Origin of the sequence: Segatella paludivivens DSM 17968 = JCM 13650 (assembly GCF_000373185.1) — a bacterium.
GTDB lineage: Bacteria > Bacteroidota > Bacteroidia > Bacteroidales > Bacteroidaceae > Prevotella > Prevotella paludivivens.
Map to the genome: position 1 here is coordinate 28017 of NZ_KB890639.1, position 25990 is coordinate 54006.

Sequence of the window (25990 nt, forward strand, 5' to 3'; positions counted from 1 at the left end):
TAAAGGTTAGTAATTTATTAATAAAATAGGTTTATGATAAGATAGCCTACCCCTATTGATACAAATGTAGTTATAAAACCAGAAAGTTGGAATGAATGGTTTATCACATATTTTCCAATCTTTGTCGTACCTGTTCGGTCAAAGTTTATTGCTGCCACTTCTGTAGGATAGTTTGGAATGAAGAAATATCCATTCACTGCCGGGAACATTGCTACAAGAGCAAGTGGACTTATACCAAGTCCTATTCCTAAAGGATAAAGTGTGCGAACTGTAGCTGCCTGAGAGAATAGCATGATTGACATGAAGAACAATGCAACAGCGAATAAAAATGGGTACTGAGTAACAATGTCTGCAATATGCGATTTGAAAAATTCAAGATTTCCGTTAAAGAAAGTATCTCCCATCCAAGCAATACCAAAGATGCTCACCATGGCGTTCATACCTGCAGCAAAAACATTTCCTTTTACTGCTTCAACAACATTTGCTTTGCCTACAAGTAATATCAATGCAGCAACAGACATCATGATAATTTCAATAGTTTCAGGCATTCCCAAGCGAGTCATCTCTCCATCCACATTGAATGATGGACGAAGTGAAGGCACAGAGCCGAATATCACAACTAATAATACGCCTAAAATAAATGCCATTACAGAATATTTTGCACGTGGATTTGGAGTGGTTATCAATTTCTCCATGTTATTCTTGTCTTCTTCTGGATTTATGATGCCTTCTTTAATACGACGCAGGTATTCAGGATCTGCATCGAGTTCCTTCCCTACTCTATTTTGTACAAACGAAGCTACTAGTATGGCAATAAGTGATGCTGGTATACACACCAACATAATATCCTTCAATTCAATACCTTTTCCACCAAGTAAGTCTGTTGATATGATTGCAGCTGTAGCCGCAGAAACTGGACTTCCCGTAATACCTAATGATGCGGCAATCGTTGCAACGCTTAATGGGCGTTCTGGACGAATTTTAGAGTTTGTGGCAATCTCAGATATAATAGGTAAAAGAGAGTAAGATGTGTGTGCTGTACCTGCAACAAGACAAAACAACCAAGTTACCAGAGGACCATAATATGTAATCTGTTCAGGATGTTTGCGCAAAAACTTCGCAGCAAGTCCAACAAGATAATCTAATCCTCCCGAAGCTTGCAGGGTCGCCGCGGCGGTTATTACAGAAACAATAATCAACATCACGTCTATTGGAATGTTACCAGGTTTCTGTCCAAAGATAAAAACTAGGATAAATACACCTACCATTCCGTAGATACCGAGTCCGATGCTGCCTACGCGAGCACCGATAAAAATCAATGCCAGAACTATAAAGAATTGCAATAATACTAAAAAGGTTACCATATTTGCAGGTTTAATTGTTTAGGTGAAATTGTCTATTAATACCAAATGTTTAATGTCATGTGGCAAAATTATATATTTTTTTTGGACATGTATTTATATATTTCTAACCATTTTTTGTAAAATCGGAAACATTTTGTATATTTGCCAATTATTGACCTTAAATTTTATATTATGGACAAGGGAATTTCACATAATCTACAGGAATTTGCTGTTCAAAACAACATCAAAGACTTATATGGTGCCATAGTGGCAACAATGCCTGTTAATCAGGAAACATTTGAGTCTATCACTAAACAATTGAAGTATGTGGACTTCTATACTATCTTTGTGCTTATTGATGGAGAAGCTGTGATTATGATTAATGACAAGGAAATAGTATTGTCTCAGCAAAGTGTTATAAGAATGACTCTTATGCAGAACACTGAATTCATTAAATGTACAAACGAACTTGATGGATACTTTCTTTTCTGCGAGACAAATTTCTACAATAATATACTTGAAAATGATCCTAATATGCAGGATATTTTTCAACGCAACATTCTTGACTCATATCTCTATTTTGATATTACAGAAGCTAAGATCTCTGAACTTTTAGGAATAATAATGCAAGTGGAAAAAACAATAAATCAACCACATTTATATAAAAAGGAGATGCTAAGTTTCCTTGTGCATTTAGCTCAAATGCATGTTAATGAACTCATTGACAGCGCAAGCAATGAATTACACGACATGAAGCATAAGGAAAACATATTCAAAATATTTATACACCTTGCTTCAAACAACTTTAAAAAGGAAAGACAGATTAATTTCTATGCTGACAGAATGAACATCACGTCTACTTATCTTTCAAGGATAGTGCGTGAAGTTTCAGGAAATACTGTATGTGGATATTTACAAAGCTTCTTATACAGCGAAGCCTGCAAAATGCTTAAGATGACTGATAAAACTATTGGCGAGATTTCAACTGAGCTTAAATTTAATGACCAATCGGCATTTACTAAGTTTTTTAAGCAGAAATCAGGAATCTCGCCAAAAGCATATCGCGAATGATTTTATTAAAATATTGAATTGCCTACACATGCATTAGGCATCTGAATATGCAACATGCTACATATTGTTGGAGCAATGTCTGTCATACTTGTAGGCTTTGAAGTTTCCCCGTGATTGATATTCCATCCCATAAAGATCAAAGGAATATGTGAATCATCTGGATTCCATAATCCGTGGGTTGTACCTTTATAATTAGTTGCATTACTTGCATCTATCCAACCTGGGTTGGTAATAAGGAGTAAATCTCCCCCACGTTCACGACTATAACCATTGATTATTCTTTCACGTATAGGTTGCGGAATACTTTGTGCTGCTACATTATCATAATCTACAACAAAAGCTACATTGTCATATTTCTCAAACTCTTTTTTTGCAGCAGCTTTAACTTCATCAACTTTTAGTCCAGCATTCTCAATACTTTCATGATCAAGAAATATACGTAATGAGTTTTCACCAAGTATTAGTCGGGCTGTTGTTTTAAATTGCTTTTGTAGAGTATCATTCACACTTTTAGCAACGTTCCAGCCTTCAAATCCTCCTGCTGGTAAACGATGTGAACGCATGAAGTTTGGATTGTGTGAACCTCCATGGTCTGCACTAAGAAATAATAGATAATTTCCTTTACCAACCTTTTCATCAAGAACCTTCATGAATTGTGCAATGTCTTTGTCTAGTTGCAGATATACATCATGATTTTCTTTGCCACGTGTACTATAAGCATGTCCAATGGCATCTGTTGATGAAACGCTTACGGCCAACATATCAGTAGTGCTACCCTGCCCTAGTCTTTCATTTTCAAGTGCAGCTTCTGCCATCTTGAATGTCATTGTCACTCCTTGATCGCTGGTCTTAATATCAAATCCAGGTTTGGTGCTATTTTGTTTGTTGAAATCAGTAACCCATTTTGGTAGCTCTTTCATATAAAATGTACTGCTAACGAAATGTCCTGCACTGGTATCCCACCAATATGCTGCATCAGCACTATGTCCGGCAGGAAGAATAGCGGCTCTGTCTTTCAATGCAACTCCAATGACCTTTGACTTGAAGTTTGTAGCTATTTTTAGTTCGTCTCCAATTGTAGAAGCAAGTAGTCTGTGTGGTGACATCTGACCTTCTTTAGAGTCACTTCCTACACTCTTCACGTCATCATCCTGACAGCAATAAACTGCTTTTCCTTTAATGAAAAAGTCATTTCCAAGAATACCTGTCATTGCAGGAACGCTACCTGTATAGATGCTTGAATGTCCAATAGCAGTAACGGTTGGTATATAAGGTATCATTGTGTTTTGACAGCTATACCCTTCGTCAAGCAATCGTTTCAATCCGTCATTACCATATTCGTTATAGTAATAATAAAGATAATCCCAACGCATTTGGTCTACGACAACGCCCACTACAAGTTTCGGACGTTTAATCTGTGCATTGGCAACCATGCATAATGTCAATAATGCTAAAATAAAAATTTTCTTCATAATAATATTGTTGATTGTTATGGCAAAGGTAGTGGAAATATTGAAGAGGACAAAATGAATCTATTCCTTTATCAGGAGATGCGCCCTATTTTCATGTTATTGTAACTCTTGTTTATCAAATTCATTCGCTTTGTCTCTCTTTTCCATTCGCTCAGGCTTGCCGTTTCATTGATGTTGGATTGCATTCTCAATAGACTTCACAGCCAAGTTTTTCGAATGTCTTTAATTGCTTTTGTGTTTGTTCATGATCATGTTAAGTTTGTCGTTCAGAGGCATGGTATTGATATTTTGGTTTGTGTTTTCGACTTTGGTGAGCAGCGCTAATTCTCTCTTCGGTCCTCATTACGTTGGGATGACGAGTGCAAAGGTAGGGCAAATTATCATTCTAGGCAAGCGATTTCAATGTTTCGTTGTTTGGAGGGCTAATTTCAAAACATTAAAGTGCTGATATTGCCAACTTTACAAGGCTAACAATTTGCGTTCAGAGTGTAATTAGCGGCATTCAGATATGATTATCCTCACGATGTGGTCATTTAGTCAAAGTCATTTTGGTCATTTTGGATTTCCATAGTGGGGGGCAGCCCCCTTATATAAATTATATATTTAAATATATAATTTATATAAGTATATATATCCCCCGTATCAGAAGTTGAAAATGACCAAAATGACTTTGACTAAATGACCACATATTGACCACATTCTTTGATAGAAAAGAGCTTATTTGTAAGCCAAATATATTTACATAAATACAATTATTTATAACTGTTTTGATACTTATATTATGAATAAATATTTGACGAGATTGATAGATTTCAGCATGTCGCAATAAGCATGATGTGTTGTTGTCTTTTTTCATAAAAGCACATTCTTGCTGTTTTGATGTTAACTTGCACTACTCTACTGCGGTGAAGGTAAGGTACACTTGGGGAAACAAAATTAAAACGTGTTTTATTTTGCTTTTCCACTCGTTTGCATTACTCTACCTACGGTGAAGATAAGCTGCACTCGGGAAAACAAAATTAAAACGTGTTTTTATTTTGCTTTTCCACTCGTTTGCATTATCTTTGCACATAATTACGCGCACGCGTTATATTTTTTGAGTAAAATATAAAATAACTATATAACTGCAATGGAATACAACTTCAGAGAAATCGAGAAGAAATGGCAAAAATCTTGGGTTGATAATAAGACCTATAAGGTTGCTGAGAACAAAGACAAGAAGAAATTTTATGTACTTAACATGTTTCCTTATCCATCAGGAGCAGGCTTGCATGTTGGACATCCACTAGGCTATATAGCTAGTGATATTTATGCACGTTTCAAGCGTTTGCAAGGTTACAATGTGCTTAACCCAATGGGATATGATGCTTATGGACTTCCTGCAGAACAATACGCTATACAGACAGGTCAGCACCCTGCAATCACAACAGAAACTAACATCAATCACTATCGTGAACAACTTGACAAAATAGGATTTTCTTTTGATTGGAGCCGTGAGGTTAGAACTTGTGATCCTAAATATTACCATTGGACACAGTGGGCTTTCGAAAAAATGTTTAACAGTTATTTCTGCAAAAACTGTCAGAAAGCGAAGCCTATCGAAAATCTTATTGCTTACTTCAAGGAAAACGGAAGTAAGGACTTGAACGTGGCAGAAAGTGAAGAATTGATTTTCACTGCCGATGATTGGAACAAGATGAGCGACAAGGAACAACAGCAGACGCTGATGAACTATCGTATTGCTTATCTTGGTGAAACAATGGTAAACTGGTGCCCAGGACTTGGAACAGTATTGGCAAATGATGAAGTTGTAGACGGCGTTAGCGAAAGAGGTGGATACCCAGTAATACAGAAGAAAATGCAGCAGTGGTGCTTGCGTACTTCTGCTTATTCACAAAGACTGCTTGATGGACTTGATACAGTTGCATGGACAGACTCTATAAAAGAGACACAGCGCAATTGGATTGGCCGTTCTGAAGGAACAGAAATGCAATTCAAAATTGCCGAAAGTGATAAAAACTTTACTATATTTACAACTCGTGCCGATACCATTTTCGGAGTTACATTCATGGTTCTTGCTCCTGAAAGCGAACTTGTGGATGAACTTACAACTTCTGACCATAAGGCTGAAGTAGGAGAGTATCTTGCTTATGTAAAAAAGCGTACAGAACTTGACCGCATGAGTGATAGAAAAGTTACAGGTGTGTTCTCAGGTAGTTATGCTGTAAACCCATTTACTGGTGACAATATTCCAATTTGGATAAGCGAATATGTATTGGCTGGTTATGGAACTGGTGCAATTATGGCTGTTCCTGCACATGATAGTAGAGACTATGCTTTCGCAAAGCATTTCAACTTGCCAATTATTCCTCTTATTGAAGGTGCAGACGTAAGTGAGGAAAGCTTTGACGCAAAAGAAGGCGTAGTAATGAACAGTCCTCGTAACGGAGTGAATACTCTAGACGGATTTAATCTTAATGGTAAGACTGTAAAAGAGGCTATTGCTGCAACTAAGGAGTTTGTTACATCTCATAATCTTGGTAGGGTAAAGATAAACTATCGTTTACGTGATGCTACATTCTCTCGTCAGCGCTATTGGGGAGAACCATTCCCTGTATATTACAAGAATGGAATGCCACAGATGATTCCTGAAGAATGTCTGCCACTTGAATTGCCTGAAATAGACAAATACGAACCTACTGAAACTGGCGAACCTCCATTGGGACGCGCAAAGAAATGGGCTTGGGACGAAACAAACAAGTGCATCGTTGATAAGAGTTTGATTGATGAAGAAAAAGTATTCGCTCTCGAACTGAACACAATGCCTGGATTTGCAGGAAGTTCTGCTTATTATCTGCGCTATATGGACCCAGGTAATGATAAAGCTCTTGTTGGTAAGGATGCTGACGAATATTGGCAGAATGTAGACTTATATGTAGGTGGAACAGAGCATGCAACAGGCCATCTTATCTATAGTCGTTTCTGGAATAAATTCCTGTTTGATAATGGAGTAAGCAGTAAGGAAGAACCATTCCAGAAGCTCATCAACCAAGGTATGATTCAAGGACGTTCAAACTTTGTTTATCGTATTAACAACGAGGACCATTCTAAAGCTCCTGTGTTTGTAAGTCTTGGACTTAAAGATAAATATGAGACAACTCCTATACATGTAGATGTAAACATTGTGAGCAACGATATTCTAGACACAGAAGCTTTCAAGGCTTGGCGTCCTGAATACAACAATGCTGAGTTTATACTTGAAGATGAAAAGTATGTATGCGGATGGGCTGTAGAGAAGATGTCTAAGAGCATGTTCAATGTAGTAAATCCAGACAAGATAGTAGAAGTTTATGGAGCAGATACACTTCGTCTATACGAAATGTTCCTAGGTCCTGTTGAAGCAAGTAAGCCTTGGGATACCAACGGTATAGATGGTTGCCACAGATTCCTTAAAAAGTTCTGGAACCTGTTCTGGGTAAGGAATGCTGACGAACTTGCTATTACTGATGAAGAGCCTACTGCAGAGAGTCTGAAGAGCGTTCACAAACTGATTAAGAAAGTAAGTGAAGATATTGAAAAGTTCAGCTATAATACAGCTATCAGTGCATTCATGATTGCAGTAAACGAATTGGGTCAGCAGAAATGTAAGAGTGCGGCTTTGTTGAAGAATTTGGTAGTTGTTATTGCTCCATTTGCTCCACATATTGCAGAAGAATTGTGGCACACTTTAGGAGAAAAGGGTAGTGTTTGTGATGCAGCATGGCCAAAGTATGAAGAGAAATATCTTGCAGAAAGCGAGATACAGCTCACCATCAGTTTTAATGGAAAGGCTCGTTATCAGAAGACTTTTGCCACAGATGCTAGCAATGATGAAATACAGAAAGCAGTTATTGAAGACGAAAGAAGTCTGAAATATCTTGAAGGAAAGAATATAGTTAAAGTTATCATAGTTCCAAAGAAGATTGTTAATATCGTAATTAAATGATAGAGAGACTAAAAATCTGGAATGAGGTCAAGGATTATCTCTTGATAACCATTGGTCTCTTTCTCTACACCTTTGGTTGGACAGTGTTTTTGCTGCCATATCAAATCGTTACCGGTGGAGTTACCGGTATTGCCGCTATTGTTTTTTATGCCACTAAAATTCCAATTGTTTATACGTATTTTGCTATCAACGTCTGTCTATTGGTAGTGGCGTTGAAAATATTGGGATTTAAGTTCATGATCAAGACTGTCTACGCAATCCTAATGTTGTCTTTTATGTTGTGGATGGCGCAGAAAATTATGACAGATCCCGATGGAACAATGCATCAAGTGTTGGGACGCGGACAGGATTTTATGTCGCTGATTATCGGCTGTACTTTTACGGGTTCTGCATTGGCAATCGTTTTCCTTAATAATGGTTCTACTGGTGGTACTGATATTGTAGCTGCGGTAGTAAACAAATACCATAATATCAGTCTTGGACGCGTGCTGGTGTATGTAGACTTGCTGATTATCGGTAGCACGTATCCTATCTTCCAGGATTGGCGCAAGATTGTGTTCGGTCTCTGTACGATGGTGATTGAAAACTTCGTGCTTGATTATGTGATGAATGCAAGGCGAGAGAGTGTGCAGTTTATGATATTTACAAAGAAATATCAGGAGATAGCTAATGCAATAGGTGTTGAAATGGGACACGGTGTTACAATACTTGACGGTCACGGATGGTACACGGGACAGCAGATGAAAGTGCTGTGTATTTTGGCGAAAAAGCGTGAGAGTACTGAAATATTCAGACTTATCAAGATGATTGACCCTAATGCATTCGTCAGTCAGAGTAGCGTTATTGGTGTCTATGGAGAAGGATTTGATGAGATGAGAGTTAAAGTAAAAACTGATTCATTAGATTCAAAAAAATAACAATCTGTATCATTATGAAAATAGTTTTTGCAACAAATAATAAGAATAAGTTAAGAGAAATAAGAGAGATTCTTGGACCAGATTTCGAGATTGTGTCTCTTAGTGAAATAGGTTGTCACGAAGATATTCCTGAAACAGGGGATACCCTAGAGGAGAATGCTTTGCAGAAGGCTCAGTTTGTATGCGATAAATATCATATCGGTTGTTTTGCCGATGATACTGGTCTTGAGGTTGAAGCTCTTGATGGTCAACCTGGTGTGCACAGTGCAAGATATGCTGAAGGCACTGATCACGATAGTGAAGCTAATATGGCTAAACTATTAGCTAATCTTGAAGACAAAAGTAATCGCAACGCAAGATTCCGTACAATCATCGTTTTGTTGCAACCTAATGCACAACCTATATATTTCGAGGGTAGGGTAGACGGACAAATTGCAACAGAGAAGCATGGAACTGAAGGTTTTGGCTATGATCCGATTTTTGTTCCAGAAGGTTATGATAAGAGTTTTGCGGAACTTGGTGAGGAGATTAAAAACACTATAAGCCATCGTGCAAGGGCTGTCGTGAAACTCTCGGAATACCTTAAGGAAAATAAGCAATAGATGAAAAGAATATTATTACTTGCAATAGTCTTAATGAGTTGCGTAGGCATTATGCAAGCAGCACAGACTGGTAGTTGGAAGGCTTACATGGCTTATTCTGATGTGCAGGATGTGGAGCAGGGCAGTGGAAACATGATTTATGTACTTGCAAGTAATAATATCTATTCTTATAATACTGCAGACCAGAGCATACAGACTTTTGATAAGACAAATGGGCTAAGTGACTGCAATATATTACATATTTCTTATAATAAATCAGCAAAAAGGCTTGTAATAGTTTATTCAAACCAGAATATCGACCTTATGGACGATAAAGGCAATGTGGTGAATATCAGTGACTATTACAATTCTTCAATAACTTTAGATAAGAATATTAATGATATTTATCAAAGTTTAGGATATACTTATTTAAGTACTGGTTTTGGAATTGTGAAACTGAATGTTGCTAATGCCGAAATAAGTGATACATATAATCTAGGGTTTAAAGTAGACTATTCGTATCTGGATTCAGAATACATCTATGCGGCAAGTAGCGTTAACGGTATTTATCGTGCATTGATAACGTCTAATCTGCTTGATAAAAACAATTGGAAACGTGTTGCTGATTATTCTGCAAAGTCTGCTGATAATAAGGCGAGCCTTGTAGAAAAAATATCAAAAGCAAATCCCGGTGGTCCTAAGTACAATTACTTTGGATTCATGAGGTTCTATAATGGAAATCTTTATACCTGTGGAGGAGGGTGGAATCCTGATAAGGATCTCATGCGCCCAGGCTGTGTTCAGGTGTTGAAAGGTGATGAATGGACAGAATATCAAGATAATCTTCAAAGTATTACAGGGCATTCTTATGTGAATTTGATGTCAATGGATGTTGATCCAAATGATAATTCGCATGTATTTGCAAGTGGAAGGATAGGACTCTATGAATTCAAAGATGGAAAATTCGTAAAGGAATACAACTATAACAACAGTCCTTTGCAGGGAGCTGCAACAGTGAAGAATATTAGCAAAGATTATGTTCTTGTTCAGGGCTTGCGCTTTGATGATAGTTCCAACTTGTGGCTGTTTAATAGCAACAGTGCCACGACTTCGCTTTTTGAATTGACTCCTGACAAGAAGTGGAATTCATTTCATAAAGATATTTTTATGAACGATGGTCGTTCGTTTGATAATATGACCAATCCATTCTTTGATAGTAGGAAACTTCTTTGGTTTGTTGATAACTATTGGGGATATCCTGCTCTAGTGTGGTATAATAAGGCAACAGACAAAGCTGGCGTTATCAATAATTTTGTGAATCAGGATGGCACGAAACTTACCTTGTATTACGTAAGGTGTGCTGCTGAGGATAAAGAAAATAATATATGGATTGGTACTAGTGTAGGACCATTAATGCTAGCGTCTTCTAATGTGACAGATGTGAATCCTGTATTCCAGCAGATCAAGGTTCCACGTAATGACGGTACGAATTATGCTGATTATCTTCTTAGTGGCGTTGATATTACATGTATGGCTGTTGACGGAGGTAATCGTAAGTGGTTTGGTACAAATGGAAACGGTGTTTACCTTGTCAGTTCAAACAATATTGAAGAAATACATCATTTCACAGAAGATAATAGTAAACTGCTTTCAAATAATATAGAGAGTATTGCTATAAACGGAACAACTGGTGAAGTGTTTTTCGGTACAGATAAGGGCTTGTGTTCTTATATCAGTGATGCAACTGAAGCCGAAAGCAAGATGACAAGTCAGAGTGTGTATGCATATCCTAATCCTGTACGTCCAGATTATACAGGTTTGATAACCGTTACAGGACTTTCATATAATGCCGATGTAAAGATTGTTACTTCTTCAGGAGCACTTGTTGCTGAGGGTCGTAGCAATGGAGGTCTGTTTACTTGGGATGGCAACGACAAGAATGGGCGTCGTGTCGCTTCAGGTATTTATATGGTTGAGACAGCAACTCAGGATGGATCAAAGGGCGTAGTCTGCAAAATAGCAATAGTAAATTAGTAACCGTGTAGTGAGGGTTATTTGGGCTACGAATCATAATTATTCGTAAATCGCCATAAAATCATAAAAATAAAGGATTTATTTTGCGTTTCGTCTTTATTTGCGTAATTTTGTAATTCAGACGAACTTTTAGATATATGGCTAAGGACGAAAAAGGACTTACGCCGATGATGAAACAGTTCTTTTCGCTAAAGGCAAAACATCCTGATGCACTGATGCTGTTTCGTTGTGGCGATTTCTATGAAACTTATTGTGATGATGCTGTTGAGGCAAGCAAAATACTAGGTATTACGCTTACAAGGCGTAATAACGGTGGTGAATCAGGTTCTGCTGCAATGGCAGGATTTCCGCATCACGCATTGGATACTTATCTACCAAAACTAATTCGTGCCGGAAAGCGTGTGGCTATTTGCGACCAGCTTGAAGACCCTAAAAAGAAGCGAGAGCAGATTAAGGGTAAGAAGGGACTGAGCGAAATGGACAAGATGGTGAAGCGTGGAATAACAGAACTTGTTACTCCTGGTGTCGCCATGAGTGACAATGTGCTGAATTATAAGGAAAACAACTTCCTTGCCGCAGTGCATTTCGGTAAAGCTTCTTGTGGTGTAAGTTTCTTGGATATTTCTACAGGTGAGTTTATGACGGGCGAAGGAACTTATGATTATGTAGAGAAACTGTTGGGCAATTTTATGCCAAAGGAGGTTCTCTATGACCGTAATTATAAGAAAGAATTTGAATGCTATTTCGGTAATAAGTTCTGTGTTTTTGAACTTGATGATTGGGTGTTTACAGAACAAAGTGCGAAACAGAAACTTCTTAAACATTTTGGAACAAAGAACCTTAAAGGATTTGGAGTAGAACATTTAAAAAATGGTATTATAGCCAGTGGAGCTATAATGCAGTATCTTGAGATAACCCAGCATACTCACATCAGTCATATTACGTCTCTTTCACGAATAGAAGAGGAAAAGTATGTAAGACTTGACCGTTTTACAATACGTTCTTTGGAGATTATTGCTCCGATGCAAGATGACGGAAGTTCATTACTTGCTGTGATAGACCGTACTGTTACCCCAATGGGAGGACGAATGCTGCGTAGATGGCTTGTATTTCCACTAAAAGAGGTTCGTCCTATACAGGAACGCCTTGACATTGTGGAGTATTTCTTCAGAGAACCTGAATTCAGACAGATTGTTGATGATCAATTGCATCGTATAGGAGATTTGGAACGTATCATCTCTAAGGTGGCAGTAGGGCGTGTTTCTCCGCGTGAAGTAGTGCAGCTAAAGTACGCTCTAGAGGCAATTCGTCCAATAAAAACAGCTTGTCTTTATGCCAACAATGATGCGCTGAAACGCATAGGTGAACAGCTGAATCTTTGCGAAAGTATAAAAGACCGTATTGAAAAAGAAATACAACCAGATCCACCACAGCTTGTAAACAAAGGTGATGTAATCGCCGATGGATATAATGATGAACTTGATGAATTGCGCTCTATAAGCCGAAACGGTAAGGATTATTTGTTGAAGATACAGGAAAAGGAAATAGAGGCAACTGGCATATCAAGTCTGAAAGTGGGTTATAATAATGTCTTTGGATATTATCTTGAGGTAAGAAATTCCTTTAAGGATAAAGTTCCGGCAGAGTGGATAAGAAAGCAGACTCTTGCACAGGCAGAACGATATATTACACAGGAATTGAAAGAATATGAGGAGAAAATCCTTGGAGCAGAAGAAAAGATATTAGCTCTTGAAACAAAACTGTTTAATGAGTTGATTGTTGCTATGCAGGATTTTATTCCTCAGATTCAGATAAACGCAAATTTACTTGCTCATACCGATTGTCTTCTTAGTTTCGCTAAGATATCAGAGGAAAATCGTTATGTGCGTCCTGTAATTGATGACAGCGACGTGATAGATATTAAACAGGGAAGGCACCCTGTAATCGAGACGCAATTGCCTTTAGGTGAGAGTTATGTGCCAAATGACGTGTATCTTGACACAGAAAAACAACAGATCATGATGATTACCGGTCCTAATATGGCTGGTAAATCGGCTCTGTTGCGTCAAACGGCATTGATTGTACTCTTATCCCAAGTGGGATGCTTTGTGCCTGCAGAAAGCGCGAAAATAGGTTTGGTGGATAAAATCTTCACTAGAGTGGGAGCCAGCGATAATATTTCACTAGGTGAATCAACATTTATGGTTGAAATGACAGAGGCTGCCAATATTCTGAATAATGTCTCTTCTAAGAGTTTGGTCTTGTTTGATGAGCTTGGAAGAGGAACAAGTACGTATGACGGTATTAGTATTGCTTGGGCTATTGTGGAATATCTGCATGAACATTCAAAGGCTCGTGCACGTACGCTTTTCGCTACACACTATCATGAACTTAACGAGATGGAGAAGAATTTCTCTCGCATCAAGAATTATAATGTAAGTGTTAAGGAGGTTGACAATAAAGTGATTTTCCTTCGAAAGTTGATGCGTGGAGGCAGTGAGCATTCATTTGGTATTCATGTTGCCGAGATTGCTGGTATGCCACGTTCGATAGTTAAGCGTGCTAACGTGATACTGAAGGAATTGGAAACTGACAATGCTGGAGTAGGGGGCGCAGGTAAACCGAATACCGCGAAGATCGCTGAACATTCAGGCGATATGGAATTGAGTTTCTTCCAACTTGATGATCCTGTGTTGACTCAGATTCGTGATGAGATATTGGGACTTGACGTGAATAACTTGACGCCTGTTGACGCTTTGAACAAACTGAATGATATTAAAAAGATATTAAGAGGTAAGGCATAGATTGCTTATCATATAAGAAAAGTCCATTGACAAACGAGTTATTCTCATTCAGTCAATGGACTTTTTTTGTTTATATGCTGTTGTCGCTTATTTCTTAGCTCTTATCATACAGTATATTCCCAATATTACGAAAGGTATGCTTAGAATCTGTCCCATGTTTATTAGCATTCCTGATTCAAAATTCACCTGAATATCTTTTGTGTATTCAATGAAGAAGCGGAATGTGAATATAAGAGTGATGCAGAGGCCGAAATAAAAGCCTGTACCAACCTTTTTCTTTGCGACACGATAGAAGTACCATCCGACGAAAAAGAACACAGCATACGCAATTGCTTCATATAATTGACCTGGATGGCGTGGGTATTTATCAACTTTTTCGAAGATGAAAGCCCATGGCACAGATGTAACTTTACCTATAATCTCACTGTTCATGAGGTTTCCCAATCTAATAAAGCATGCTGTGATAGGGGTTGCAATGGCAATATTGTCGAGTACTTGCCACATCTTCAAGCCTGTGTTTTTGCAGTATAACCATAATGCAATCATCAGTCCAAGTGTTCCTCCGTGGCTGGCCAATCCTTCATACCCAGTGAACTTTATGGTTCCGTCGGTCATGAAGTGTATAGGTAGAAACATCTCAATGAAATGCTGACCAGAAGTAAGGAAATAATCAGGCTGATAGAATATGCAATGACCTAACCTGGCACCAATGAGAATACCAAGGAAACAGTAAATGAAGAGGGGATCAAAGACATTCTTCTCAACCTTTTTTCCGTCTACTGTCGTGGAGATCGTTGTTATGTTCTGGTTGTTGAACAACCATTTCACCATAAAATAGGCTCCGATAAGTCCGGCAAGCCAGCATAGTGAGTACCAGCGTAGGCCCCAATTGCCAATTTGAATGGCATATATATCGGGATTCCAGACGATGTAGTTTAATAATTGAACCATAATATCAGCTTATTATATCCTTGTCTTTTCAGACTTTAGATTGTTTATACGTTAAATCTAAAGTGCATGATGTCGCCATCTTGAACTTCGTATTCCTTACCTTCGACACCGAGTTTTCCAGCTTCGCGTATGGCTGTTTCTGTGCCATATTTGATATAGTCTTCATATTTAATAACCTCAGCGCGGATAAAGCCTTTTTCAAAGTCAGTGTGGATAACTCCAGCACACTGTGGTGCTTTCCAACCCTTGTGGTATGTCCATGCCTTTACTTCCATTTCTCCTGCAGTGATGAAAGTCTGTAGGTTCAGTAGTTGGTAGGCCTTCTTTATAAGTCGGTTTACACCACTTTCCTTGAGTCCTAGTTCTTCAAGAAACATTTGTTTGTCTTCGTATGTTTCTAGAGATGCTATGTCTTCTTCTGTTTTTGCAGCAATGACCATGGCTTCAGCACCTTCATTAGCGGCGATTTCCTCAACTTGTTTTGAATATTCGTTGCCATCTTTAGCGCTAGTTTCGTCTACATTACAAACGTAGAGTACTGGCTTTGTGGTTAGAAGGAACAAATCATGTGCTGCTTGTTGTTCATCTTTGCTTTCGAAAGAAGCCTCACGTGCGTTTTTCCCCTGTTCTAGTATTGCCTTGTATGTTTCAAGAACAGTGCAAAGAACTTTTGCGTCCTTATTGCCAGCTGCTGCAGCTTTCTGCTGTTTAGCCATTTGTGAGTCTATTGTTTCAAGGTCTTTCAACTGCAACTCTGTATCGATTATTCCTTTGTCTGACAATGGATCTACAGCCATTCCGCCCTCACGAACAATATTGTCGTCATCAAAGCAACGGATAACGTGTATGATGGCATCACATTCGCGGATGTTACCAAGGAATTTATTACCAAGGCCTTCGCCTTTGCTAGCTCCCTTTACGAGTCCGGCTATGTCAACAATTTCACATGTTGCTGGTACGATACGTCCCGGGTGGATAATTTCCGCAAGTTTGGTGAGTCGCTCGTCTGGAACTGTGATTACACCAAGATTTGGTTCGATAGTACAGAAAGGAAAATTTGCTGACTGTGCCTTAGCACTAGACAGACAGTTAAATAATGTAGACTTACCCACGTTTGGTAAACCTACAATACCACATTTTAATGCCATATTTTTTAAACGTTTAAATGAGCCAATCTTCCCTTCGATCGGCTATTACTTTTTATTTATTTGCAAAATTACACAAAATATCATAAAGGTAAAAGTAAAAAGGGATTTTTAAGGATAAATAGGGAAAAAAAGTAATAAAGCCTTCTTATCGTATGGTTGCGTTTGTAGAACAATGTTGCTACTATATATTTTTACCTTAGCTGTTGGTACAATTTTAATTGCTTGTTTCACTTGATATGATAATTTTATTGTCTTTGCATTTATAATTGGTTTCTAACAACGAAAAATATTTTTTTTAAAGAAAAAACATACATAACATACATGTTTTAATCTAACTTGTTTATAGTCAATGTTTTATCTTATGTATGTCCTTTTCATATCCTACATGAAACCTACATTATCCTACATGGTTCATACATAGATTTTAAACATGAAAACTATGTTTGCCGCTATTTATAATCAATTGGTGCAGCGATAACAAAATCACCGATTTCGTTGCGCTGTTGAGTGATATGGGCCTTATTACTCTACAACGCATGTAGGATAATAGAGTGATAAGGCCCATATCACTCCGTTTTATGTATGTTTTTGAGTAATCATACATATGCTAACATGTTGAATGCTAAATAATTACGACAATCATGTAGGATATCTCCTTAAATTCATGAAAAATATTTTTGGATTATAACTTACATAGGTCAAAATCGTATTAAAATAGATGATATTTTATAATTAGCATATTGCTATTTCTGTTGAGAGTGCCATGTAAACAGAATGATAGTTTACAAGACACTCTCGAGTAAAGTTAGGAATGCTTATATCTGTGAAAAATTTCACATGATGCGAGTTAATTGTTATTTTTAAGGGCATTCATGTTCATATTTAGAATATTCTTATTCATTTCAGCTTGCTTCATACCTATTAATATTATTTTTTCATTCAGTTTTAACTTTTTGTCATGAATTATACTTTCTATATCTGTGTCTATTTTTCCTTTAGATAAAAATGTATTAAACAACTTATTAAACCTCTTAGTTTTCATAGATTTATATAAATCTAATGCCATTAGTGGATTAGCTTTCATCATATCTATAGAGTCTTTGCTAATATGAAAATTTTTCTCTTGTGGAGTTACATCAGCTGCGATATCATGTTTCCCGGCAAATTCTTTTATAGCCATCACTATTTGCTCTTTGGCTTCTTTTATTTCTGGTGAAACAGAATCTGTTTTTGTTGGTTTGGCAGATTCTCTGATCTTTTGAAAAGCATTAGCTTCCTTTTCATTTAGAATCTCTAAATCAGCTATCACTGATTTATCAAAAGAGTTCTTTTCTTTTGAAGTTAGTTTTGATGAACAGCCACAAGTAAGTGTGGATATCATACATGTACATGCGAGTACAATAGTGGTAAATAAATGTTTTTTCATAAAAATGTGTTTATATATTAATTATACATGATTAGGCCAAATACTACTGATGCAATTGCAATAAGTCCTAATGCTACAGCCCAATAATCTCTTTTGCATTCTATTTTTACTATTGCGTATATTGTAAAGCCAATCATTATTAGAAACATGGCAACCGTTAACCATATGTTTCTACAGATTGTTTTCATAAAATGTTGTACCCCTATAGTAAAGAACACAAACAAAGTGTTTACTGTGTATTTGTCCATAATGATTAATTTAAGTTTACATTAAAAATATCTATTTAGATTATTAAGAATGATGCTTCACGGTAACTTCGTTAGTTGTTGCTTGGTAATTCTTTGCTTGCAAAGTTATGCAAAAATTATATATAATAGATGCTTCCTTGTTCCATAAATTTTATGTTATGTAACAAAGTAAGGTTATGAAACAGATAATGCATATAAAACAGACGAAACATACGATTTAAATTATTGATGTTCGTATGTTTCGTCTGTATTCTCAAAATGTCAGTTTGTGCGTTATTTAATGCGCCTCAAGCCAGTTTTTGCCCCATCCAGCATCTGCGATTAGTGGAACGTTGAGGTTGTATGCTCCCTGCATTTCTTCTAAAACTATTTTCTCAACAATCTTTTTTTCATCAGGATATACTGAGAAGTTCAGTTCATCGTGTACCTGAAGAATCATTTTGCTTCGTATGTTCTCTTTCTTGAAACGTTTCCATATACGAATCATAGCAATTTTTATGATATCGGCTTCACTTCCCTGTATAGGAGCGTTGATAGCATTACGCTCTGCAAATCCTCTTACAGTACCATTTTTTGAATTAATATCCGGCAGATATCTGCGACGACCAAAGATTGTTTCAGCATAGCCTTTTGCACGGGCTACTTCTTTTGCTTTCTCCATATATTCTTTTACATTAGGGAAAGTTTTGAAATAACCATCAATGAGTTCTCGTGCCTCATGATTATCGATATTCATGCGTTGAGCTAAACCATAAGTTGTTATGCCATATATGATACCGAAATTGGCTTGTTTTGCTTTCTTACGTTCTTCTGGCGATACATCATCCACATCTTTGTGCCATATTTTTGCAGCTGTTGCTGCATGTATGTCAAAGCCTTCGCGAAAAGCCTCTGTCATATTTTTGTCTTTACTCAAATGTGCCATTATTCGCAACTCTATCTGAGAATAGTCAGCAGAAAAGAATAGGCATCCTGGCTCTGGAATAAAGCATTTGCGTATCTCTTTTCCATCTTCACTCCTTACAGGTATATTCTGCAAGTTTGGATCACTTGACGATAGGCGACCTGTTGCTGTAAGTGCCTGATTGAAAGACGTATGTATGTGTCCTGTATGCTTGTTAATAAGCTTTGGAAGTGCATCAATGTATGTACCGAGAAGTTTTTTTAATCCACGGTAGTTAAGGATGTCTTCTATAATTGGGCTTTTACCTTTCAGTGATTGCAGCACTTCTTCGCTAGTCACGTATTGTCCGGTCTTTGTCTTTTTAGGTTTCTCTAATATATGCATCTTGCCAAAGAGAATGTCACCAACTTGTTTTGGACTTGATATATTGAATGTTTCACCAGCTTCTTTGTATATCGTTTGTTCCAATTGGTTCATACGTTCTGTGAAAAGACCTGATGTTTCCTTCAAGGCCTCTGTATCAAGACATACACCGTTTAGCTCCATATCCGCAAGTACAGGAATAAGTGGCATCTCTATATTCCAGAACAAATCCTCAACATTATTTTCTTTAAGTTTTGGTTCGAGTATATTTTTTAGTCGCAATGTAATATCGGCATCTTCTGCTGCATATTCATAAACATCTTTAGGATCAAGGTCGCGCATTGATTTTTGGTTTTTACCTTTCTCACCAATAAGTTCCTCAATATGAATCGTTTTGTATCCAAGAAGTGTTTCTGCCATGAAATCCATGTTATGATGTATTTCTGGTTGGATGACATAGTGGGCGAGCATTGTGTCAAAAATCTTACCTTGAAGAGTTACTCCATACTTCTTAAGAATTTCGTAATCGTATTTTATGTTCTGACCTATTTTTAATATATTTTCGTCTTCATATACCGATTTAAATATATTAACATATTGCAATGCTTCTTGACGATTAGCTGGTATGGCAACATAGAACGCTTTATTTTCTTCAACAGAAAAGCATAAACCGACCAATTCTGCATCGATAGTATTGGTTGATGTTGTTTCTGTATCTAAACTTAAAATGCTTTTTGTCCTGAAATAATCACAAAGTAATATTGCATCTTTCTGATTATCAATAAGTTTGTATTCGTGTGTTGTTGTTTTAAGTGTTTCAAAATTTTGATTTTCAAAAGTCTCTTGAGGTTCGCTCGCATTTTCTGCAAAGAGATCAAGCTCTTTGTTAACAGATTTTGACTTTTGTTCGTTCTTGTTTAGAATCTTGTTTGCAAGAGACTTAAATTCAAGTTCATTGAAAATTGTGCGTAATTTTTCTTCATCTGGATTTTGAAGTTTTAGTTCTTCAAGATTTAATTCTGTTGGCACATCAATTTTTATTGTCGCAAGGAATTTCGACATTTTAATATCTTCAATTGCGCTTTCAACTTTTTCGCGCATTTTTCCTTTAAGTCGATTTGTATGTGCAATGAGTTCTTCTGTTGATCCAAATTCATTGATAAGTTTAGCAGCTGTTTTTTCTCCAACTCCAGGACAACCAGGAAAATTATCTGCAGAGTCACCCATTAATGCAAGTAAATCAATTACTTGGTGTGGAGTGGGGATACCATATTTCTCTTGAACTTCCTTTTCGCCAATTATATCATATCCTCCACCATGTCTTGGACGATACATGAAAACATTGCTTCGGATTAGTTGTCCGTAGTCTTTATCAGGTGTTAGCATGTAGGTTTCAACACCAGCTTTTCCAGATTTTAATGCAAGTGTACCAATCACGTCGTCGGCTTCATATCCGTCTACCTGTAAAATAGGGATGTTAAAGGCGCTAAGAATATCTTTTATAATAGGAACACTACGTGTAATATCTTCAGGAGTTTCCTCACGTTGTGCCTTATACTGTGGAAATGCTTCGTGACGAAATGTTTTTCCATGATCGAAAGCTACACCTAAATAGGTAGGGTTTTCTTTGGTTATTATCTCGTTTAGAGTATTTACAAAACCAAGAATTGCTGACGTGTTAAGTCCCTTCGAATTTATTCTTGGATTACGTATTAGTGCATAGTATGACCTGAATATTAGTGCATAAGCATCTAAAAGAAATAATTTTTCCATAATTATTGATATATTTGGCGTAAAATTACTAAAAAATTGTCAGTAATCCCGTAAAAATGAGTATTTTTGTATCAAATTACGGAAAGAATGGATTATTTATCTCTTATCAAACAGCCTATTGTAGAAGAACTTAACGATTTTATAAAATTCTTTAATAAGTCGTTGGATCATGATAATGGACTACTTTCTCAGGCTCTTAATCATATCAAGCAGCGTGCGGGTAAACGTATGCGTCCTATGCTTATATTGCTTATCGCCAAGAACTTCGGCAAAGTATCTGATACAACTCTGCATGCCGCTGTAGGCCTTGAATTGCTTCATACTGCAAGCCTAGTTCATGATGATGTCGTTGATGAAAGTGCTGAAAGAAGAGGGCAGAAGAGTGTAAATGCCCTTTATGATAATAAAGTTTCTGTGCTTGTTGGCGATTTTATTCTTTCTACAGCTTTGCTTAATGTGTCTTATACTCATTCTGAGATTATTGTAAGATATCTTGCAGAATTAGGTCGTACTCTTTCTGACGGCGAGATATTGCAGTTGAGTAATATACAGAATGCAGATATTTCTGAAGATGCTTATTATGAGATAATTAAGGGAAAGACTGCTGCTCTTTTTGAGGCTTGTGCTGCTATAGGTGCAGAGAGTGTAGGTGCGTTAAAAGAAGACGTTCTGGCAGCAAAGAAATTTGGACAAAACATTGGTATTATCTTTCAGATTAGGGATGATATATTTGACTATTATAACTCTGATGAGATAGGTAAACCAACAGGAAATGATATGATTGATGGTAAGCTGACTTTGCCGGCTATTTATGCATTAAACTCAACAAAAAATGAGGAAATGATAGCAATAGCACGTAAGATTAAGGCACATCAAATAAGCTCAGACGAAATAGCACGATTGGTTGAATTTACAAAGCAGAGCGGTGGTATTGATTATGCTGAGAAGCGAATGTGGGACTTTCATTCAGAATGTATGACTTTCCTTGAAAGTAAAGTTGCAGATGAGGAAATAAGAAAGTCGTTGACAGCTTATGTTGATTACGTTATAAAAAGGAAATTATAAAAAAGCCTCTCAATTGAGAGGCTTCTTTATTTTATCTAGAAGAAGTTTACTTCTTTTCCTATAATCTCACTAATAAGTAGATTTGTGAGACGACTTGTTCCCATACGGAACCATTTGTTTGTAAGCCATTGCTCGCCAAGAACTTCTTTTACTATTGTGTAGTAGGTTATTGCGTCCATTACGGTGTTTATGCCACCAGCAGGCTTGAGACCTATTTGGATTCCTGTTTCATCGTAGTACTCTTTTATAGCCTGGCACATTACATAGGCAGCTTCGGGTGTTGCACTTATCTTTTCTTTGCCTGTAGATGTCTTAATATAGTCGGCACCAGCATACATTGATAGGATAGAGGCAATCTTTATATTGCTGCAATTCTTAAGGTCGCCCGTTTCAAGTATCACCTTCATTGGAACATCACCGCAGGCTTGTTTCATTTCGCTGATATCGTCGCAAACGCTTTCGTAATCACCACTTAAAAACTTTCCTACAGGCATGACAATGTCTATTTCTGTTGCTCCGTCAACAATCGCAAGCTGGGTTTCCGCAATCTTAACTTCCATTCTGCTCTGTGATGAAGGGAAATTGCCACATACGTTGGTTATTTCCACACCGTCAACTTCAAGAGAATTGCTTACTAATTCAGTGAAAGCAGGGAATACACATATTGTTGCAACATGAGGAAGGTCTGGATATTCACTCTCAAATCTGTTTACAGACTCTGTGAGAGCAAGAATCTCCTCTTCTGTGTCTGTTGTGTGAAGTGATGTTAGTTCCACGCTTCCTAGAAGGAATTTTTTAATATCAAGAGTGTCGTTTTGAGGTACTTTTTCTTCTATTATCTTCTTTACGGCAGCTTTTACTTCAGCGTCGTCAATATTTGTATTATACTTACTAAGAGCTTCTTCGTATTTGCTCTGATCTTTCTTGACATTTAGACTATTCTTGTCAAGGTTTGATGTAACTTCTGTCATAACGTTGTCTTTTATGTTTATAACTATTTTATAATCAATGTTTTATGCTTTTAGTTTCGGATTGTTGAGATGTCTTGTAGCATCTCTTTTGGTTTTCTTCTCGAAACTCTTTTGCAGCTCTTCTGTAATGTCAGTTTCTGTTTGGTTGGCTAGGCATATAAGTACCCACATAATGTCGGCAATCTCTTCTCCGATGTTTGCTTTTTCTCCTTCCTTAAAACTCTGATCACCGTATTTCCTTGCAATAACTCTAGCCAGTTCTCCTACTTCTTCGGTGAGACAAGCCATGTTAGTAAGTTCGCTGAAATACCTAACTCCATATGTCTTTATCCACTGATCTACAGTTTCTTGTGCTTCTTTTATTGTCATATTTCTCTATGGTTATTCTTTATTATGAGTGTCCATAAATATGGTTACAGGACCATCGTTTAATAATTCTACCTTCATGTCTGCTCCGAATTCACCTGTGCCAACTTGTCTACCTAATGCCGTGGACAGCTTTTGGCAGAATTCTTCGTAGAGTGGGATAGATATGTCATGACGAGCGGCTCTAAGCCATGACGGGCGATTGCCTTTCTTATAGCTAGCAAATAGCGTGAACTGACTTATCACCAAAATGTCTCCTTCAACGTCTATTATGGAGCGATTCATAACTCCATCCTCATCGTTAAATACCCTAAGTCCTATCACCTTTTTAACCAGCCAGTCAACGTCTTCTGAGAAGTCTGTTTCCTCTATTCCACATAGTATCATGTACCCTGTCTTTATAGCTGATTTCGTGTTGCCTTCTATTGTTACTGATGCATGACTAACACGTTGAATAATGATTCTCATACTGCAAAGATACTTTTTATTTTCTATTCTACCAAATTATTGTTTTGTATCAGTTATCTAGATACCTTTTTAAACGAATAATTTAAATTATATTTCTTAATACATTCTTGGAATATCTTGTTAAGTGGTTGTATGTCAACAACTTACGGTTTGTAGTGCAATGTTATAATGCCTCTTTAGATGAGTTTGTAGTTACTAACTATCAATTTGCGCCTGTTTATTGAAGTGATCTTGTAATATTTTTGTTTTTGCTTTACCAAGTACTTCTTCCACTGCCTCTGCGTTGCTTTCCTTTATAGCTTTTACAGTTTTAAAGCGTTTTAAAAGAGCCTCTTTTGCTTTGGGTCCTATGCCTTTTATGTCGTCTAGTTCGCTGTGTAATGCATGCTTAGAACGCTTGTCGCGATGGAAGGTTATTGCGTATCTGTGTACCTCATCTTGTATCTGCGTAAGCACCTTAAATAATTCACTTTTTACGTCTATTCCTATTGTTTGTGGTGGGTATCCAAATAACAGTTCATTAGTGCGGTGGCGATCGTCTTTTGCTAGTCCAGCAATAGGTATATTTATATGTAATTGGTCTACTACAACCTCTCTGACTACATCCATCTGACCTTTACCTCCATCAGTTATAATAAGGTCTGGTAGAGGTGTCTTTTCTTCTACCATTCTGCTGTATCTTCGTCTTACGACCTCTTGCATAGAAGCATAATCATCAGGTCCGACAACAGTTTTTATGTTGTATTTTCGGTAGTCTTTTCTTGAAGGTTTCATACCTTTGTAAACTATACATCCTGCAACAGCATCAGTTCCAGAGATATTTGAATTATCAAAACATTCAATCTGATAAGGTAGTTTCTCAAGCTTAAGTTTGTTCTGCAGTTCTTTCATTAACCTTGTTTGCTTCTGCTCGGGATTAAGTTTCTCTGCTTGTTTCAGTCTATCAAACTTATATTGTTTTCCATTCATTTCAGATAGTTCTAGCAGATGTTTCTTATCTCCACGTTGTGGAACAAAGAATTCTGCATCTTTTATCTTCCATTCCATTTCAAATGGGACTATTATTTCTTTAGCCTTGCTCTTAAATCTTTCCCTTATGTCTGGGATAGCTGTAATAAGTAGTTCCTCGTCAGTTTCTTCAAGTTTTCGCTTATACTCATACGTAAAACTTTGGTTTATGGTTCCGTTCTTTACATGTATGTAGTTTATATAAGCATTTTTGCGATCTTCATTGTCTACAATTGTAAATACGTCCACATTGTCTATAGTATGGCTGACAACCTCACTTTTCGCGACAAATTCATTAAGGAGATTTAGCTTTTTCTTTAAATCATCTGCTATTTCGAATTTCAACAGTTCTGCATTTTTCATCATTAGGTCGTATATTCTCTTTCCGACTTCTCTTGTGTTGCCTTTTAGAATTTCACGAGCCTGATTCATATTCTCCTGATATTCCTCGTAGCTTTGCTTATTTATACAAGGTGCATTACAGTTATGGATGTGGTATTCCAAGCAAGGACGATATTTGCCAAGGTCTATTCCTTCACGCGTAATAGGTTGTCTGCATGTACGAGGTTTATATAATCTTTTTATAATGTCAAGTACTGCGTACATACTTGATATGTGCGGATAGGGTCCATAAAATGTTCCAAAGCGCTTGTTTATAGTTCTTGTTTTGAAAATGCGAGGAAAATATTCATTAGTTACGCAAATACTGGGATACGTCTTGCCATCTTTAAGCAAAACGTTGTATTTAGGATTATATTTCTTTATAAGACTGTTTTCTAGTAATAGGGCGTCTTCTTCTGAGTTTACAACAGTATAACTTATGTCTCTTATCTTAGAAACAAGTACTTTGGTCTTAAAACGGTCGACTTCTTTATGGAAATAAGACGAAACTCGTCTTTTTAGGGACTTTGCCTTGCCTACATATATAATGGTATGACTATCATCATAGAACTGATAGCTTCCAGGCTTCTCTGGCATGTTCAATACTATACCTTTTAGATAAGCTAGTCTTTGCTCATTTTCTTCTTTGTTCATATTCTGAATCCCCTTAGTTTAAAGGCGTTTTGAGAAATTTTGTTTCACGTGAAACTG

General features: G+C 37.0%; 17 protein-coding genes. 7 read left to right on the forward strand and 10 right to left on the reverse strand.

From position 1 onward, the window contains the following. Positions 1–17: 17 nt before the first annotated feature. Entirely contained in the window at positions 18–1364 is a 1347-nt protein-coding gene (locus B045_RS0106320) for an anaerobic C4-dicarboxylate transporter family protein (RefSeq protein WP_025884135.1), read from the reverse strand. Positions 1365–1535: 171 nt separating this feature from the next. On the opposite strand from B045_RS0106320, the gene B045_RS0106325 reads away from it, so the two are divergent. After that, positions 1536–2414 carry a helix-turn-helix domain-containing protein gene (locus B045_RS0106325; RefSeq protein ID WP_018463430.1) on the forward strand — a complete coding sequence of 293 codons (879 nt, stop codon included), beginning with the start codon at positions 1536–1538 and terminating at the stop codon, positions 2412–2414. Positions 2415–2419: 5 nt separating this feature from the next. Here the strand turns inward: B045_RS0106325 and B045_RS0106330 are convergent, their stop codons facing one another. Beyond that, the gene (locus B045_RS0106330) at positions 2420–3886 is read right to left on the reverse strand and encodes an alkaline phosphatase family protein (protein WP_044067652.1); all 1467 of its coding nucleotides are present in this window, start codon (positions 3884–3886) and stop codon (positions 2420–2422) included. A gap of 1129 nt (positions 3887–5015) precedes the next feature. Between B045_RS0106330 and leuS the strand changes: the two genes are divergently transcribed. The 5 genes from leuS to mutS all read left to right on the forward strand — a co-directional run bounded on the left by leuS (position 5016) and on the right by mutS (position 14207). Beyond that, positions 5016–7871 carry a leucine--tRNA ligase gene (gene leuS / locus B045_RS0106335; RefSeq protein WP_018463433.1) on the forward strand — a complete coding sequence of 952 codons (2856 nt, stop codon included), beginning with the start codon at positions 5016–5018 and terminating at the stop codon, positions 7869–7871. After that, positions 7868–8788, forward strand: coding sequence for a YitT family protein (locus tag B045_RS0106340; RefSeq protein ID WP_018463434.1), 921 nt, complete (start codon positions 7868–7870; stop codon positions 8786–8788). The genes leuS and B045_RS0106340 overlap by 4 nt, the downstream gene beginning before the upstream one ends. A gap of 14 nt (positions 8789–8802) precedes the next feature. Beyond that, positions 8803–9390 carry a non-canonical purine NTP diphosphatase gene (locus B045_RS0106345; protein WP_018463435.1) on the forward strand — a complete coding sequence of 196 codons (588 nt, stop codon included), beginning with the start codon at positions 8803–8805 and terminating at the stop codon, positions 9388–9390. Next, the gene (porZ, locus tag B045_RS0106350; RefSeq protein WP_025884233.1) at positions 9391–11403 is read left to right on the forward strand and encodes a type IX secretion system anionic LPS delivery protein PorZ; all 2013 of its coding nucleotides are present in this window, start codon (positions 9391–9393) and stop codon (positions 11401–11403) included. A 137-nt stretch (positions 11404–11540) separates the two neighbouring features. Next, positions 11541–14207 (forward strand): DNA mismatch repair protein MutS, encoded by a 2667-nt coding sequence (gene mutS, locus B045_RS0106355; RefSeq protein WP_018463437.1) that lies wholly within the window; start codon positions 11541–11543, stop codon positions 14205–14207. Between the two features lie 87 nt (positions 14208–14294). Here mutS and lgt read toward each other — a convergent pair whose 3' ends face one another. The 4 genes from lgt to polA all read right to left on the reverse strand — a co-directional run bounded on the left by lgt (position 14295) and on the right by polA (position 21020). Next, positions 14295–15158: a prolipoprotein diacylglyceryl transferase gene (gene lgt, locus B045_RS0106360; protein ID WP_025884232.1), complete on the reverse strand. Its 864-nt coding sequence runs from the start codon at positions 15156–15158 to the stop codon at positions 14295–14297. 44 nt (positions 15159–15202) lie between these two features. After that, on the reverse strand, positions 15203–16306 hold the full coding sequence (ychF, locus tag B045_RS0106365; protein ID WP_018463439.1) for a redox-regulated ATPase YchF: 1104 nt from the start codon (positions 16304–16306) through the stop codon (positions 15203–15205). A gap of 847 nt (positions 16307–17153) precedes the next feature. Continuing rightward, positions 17154–17732 carry a hypothetical protein gene (locus tag B045_RS0106370; RefSeq protein ID WP_018463440.1) on the reverse strand — a complete coding sequence of 193 codons (579 nt, stop codon included), beginning with the start codon at positions 17730–17732 and terminating at the stop codon, positions 17154–17156. 525 nt (positions 17733–18257) lie between these two features. Further along, on the reverse strand, positions 18258–21020 hold the full coding sequence (gene polA, locus B045_RS0106380) for a DNA polymerase I (protein WP_018463442.1): 2763 nt from the start codon (positions 21018–21020) through the stop codon (positions 18258–18260). 87 nt (positions 21021–21107) lie between these two features. On the opposite strand from polA, the gene B045_RS0106385 reads away from it, so the two are divergent. Beyond that, entirely contained in the window at positions 21108–22085 is a 978-nt protein-coding gene (locus B045_RS0106385; RefSeq protein ID WP_018463443.1) for a polyprenyl synthetase family protein, read from the forward strand. A gap of 35 nt (positions 22086–22120) precedes the next feature. On the opposite strand, the gene deoC is transcribed toward B045_RS0106385, so the two are convergent. From deoC to uvrC, 4 genes are all read right to left on the reverse strand, one after another. Next, complete coding sequence (deoC, locus tag B045_RS0106390; protein ID WP_018463444.1) at positions 22121–23056, reverse strand: deoxyribose-phosphate aldolase; 936 nt, start codon at positions 23054–23056, stop codon at positions 22121–22123. 42 nt (positions 23057–23098) lie between these two features. Next, positions 23099–23425 (reverse strand): nucleotide pyrophosphohydrolase, encoded by a 327-nt coding sequence (locus tag B045_RS0106395; RefSeq protein WP_018463445.1) that lies wholly within the window; start codon positions 23423–23425, stop codon positions 23099–23101. 12 nt (positions 23426–23437) lie between these two features. After that, positions 23438–23890: a D-aminoacyl-tRNA deacylase gene (gene dtd, locus B045_RS0106400; RefSeq protein WP_018463446.1), complete on the reverse strand. Its 453-nt coding sequence runs from the start codon at positions 23888–23890 to the stop codon at positions 23438–23440. Positions 23891–24085: 195 nt separating this feature from the next. Next, the gene (gene uvrC, locus B045_RS0106405) at positions 24086–25933 is read right to left on the reverse strand and encodes an excinuclease ABC subunit UvrC (protein WP_018463447.1); all 1848 of its coding nucleotides are present in this window, start codon (positions 25931–25933) and stop codon (positions 24086–24088) included. Positions 25934–25990 lie beyond the last annotated feature (57 nt).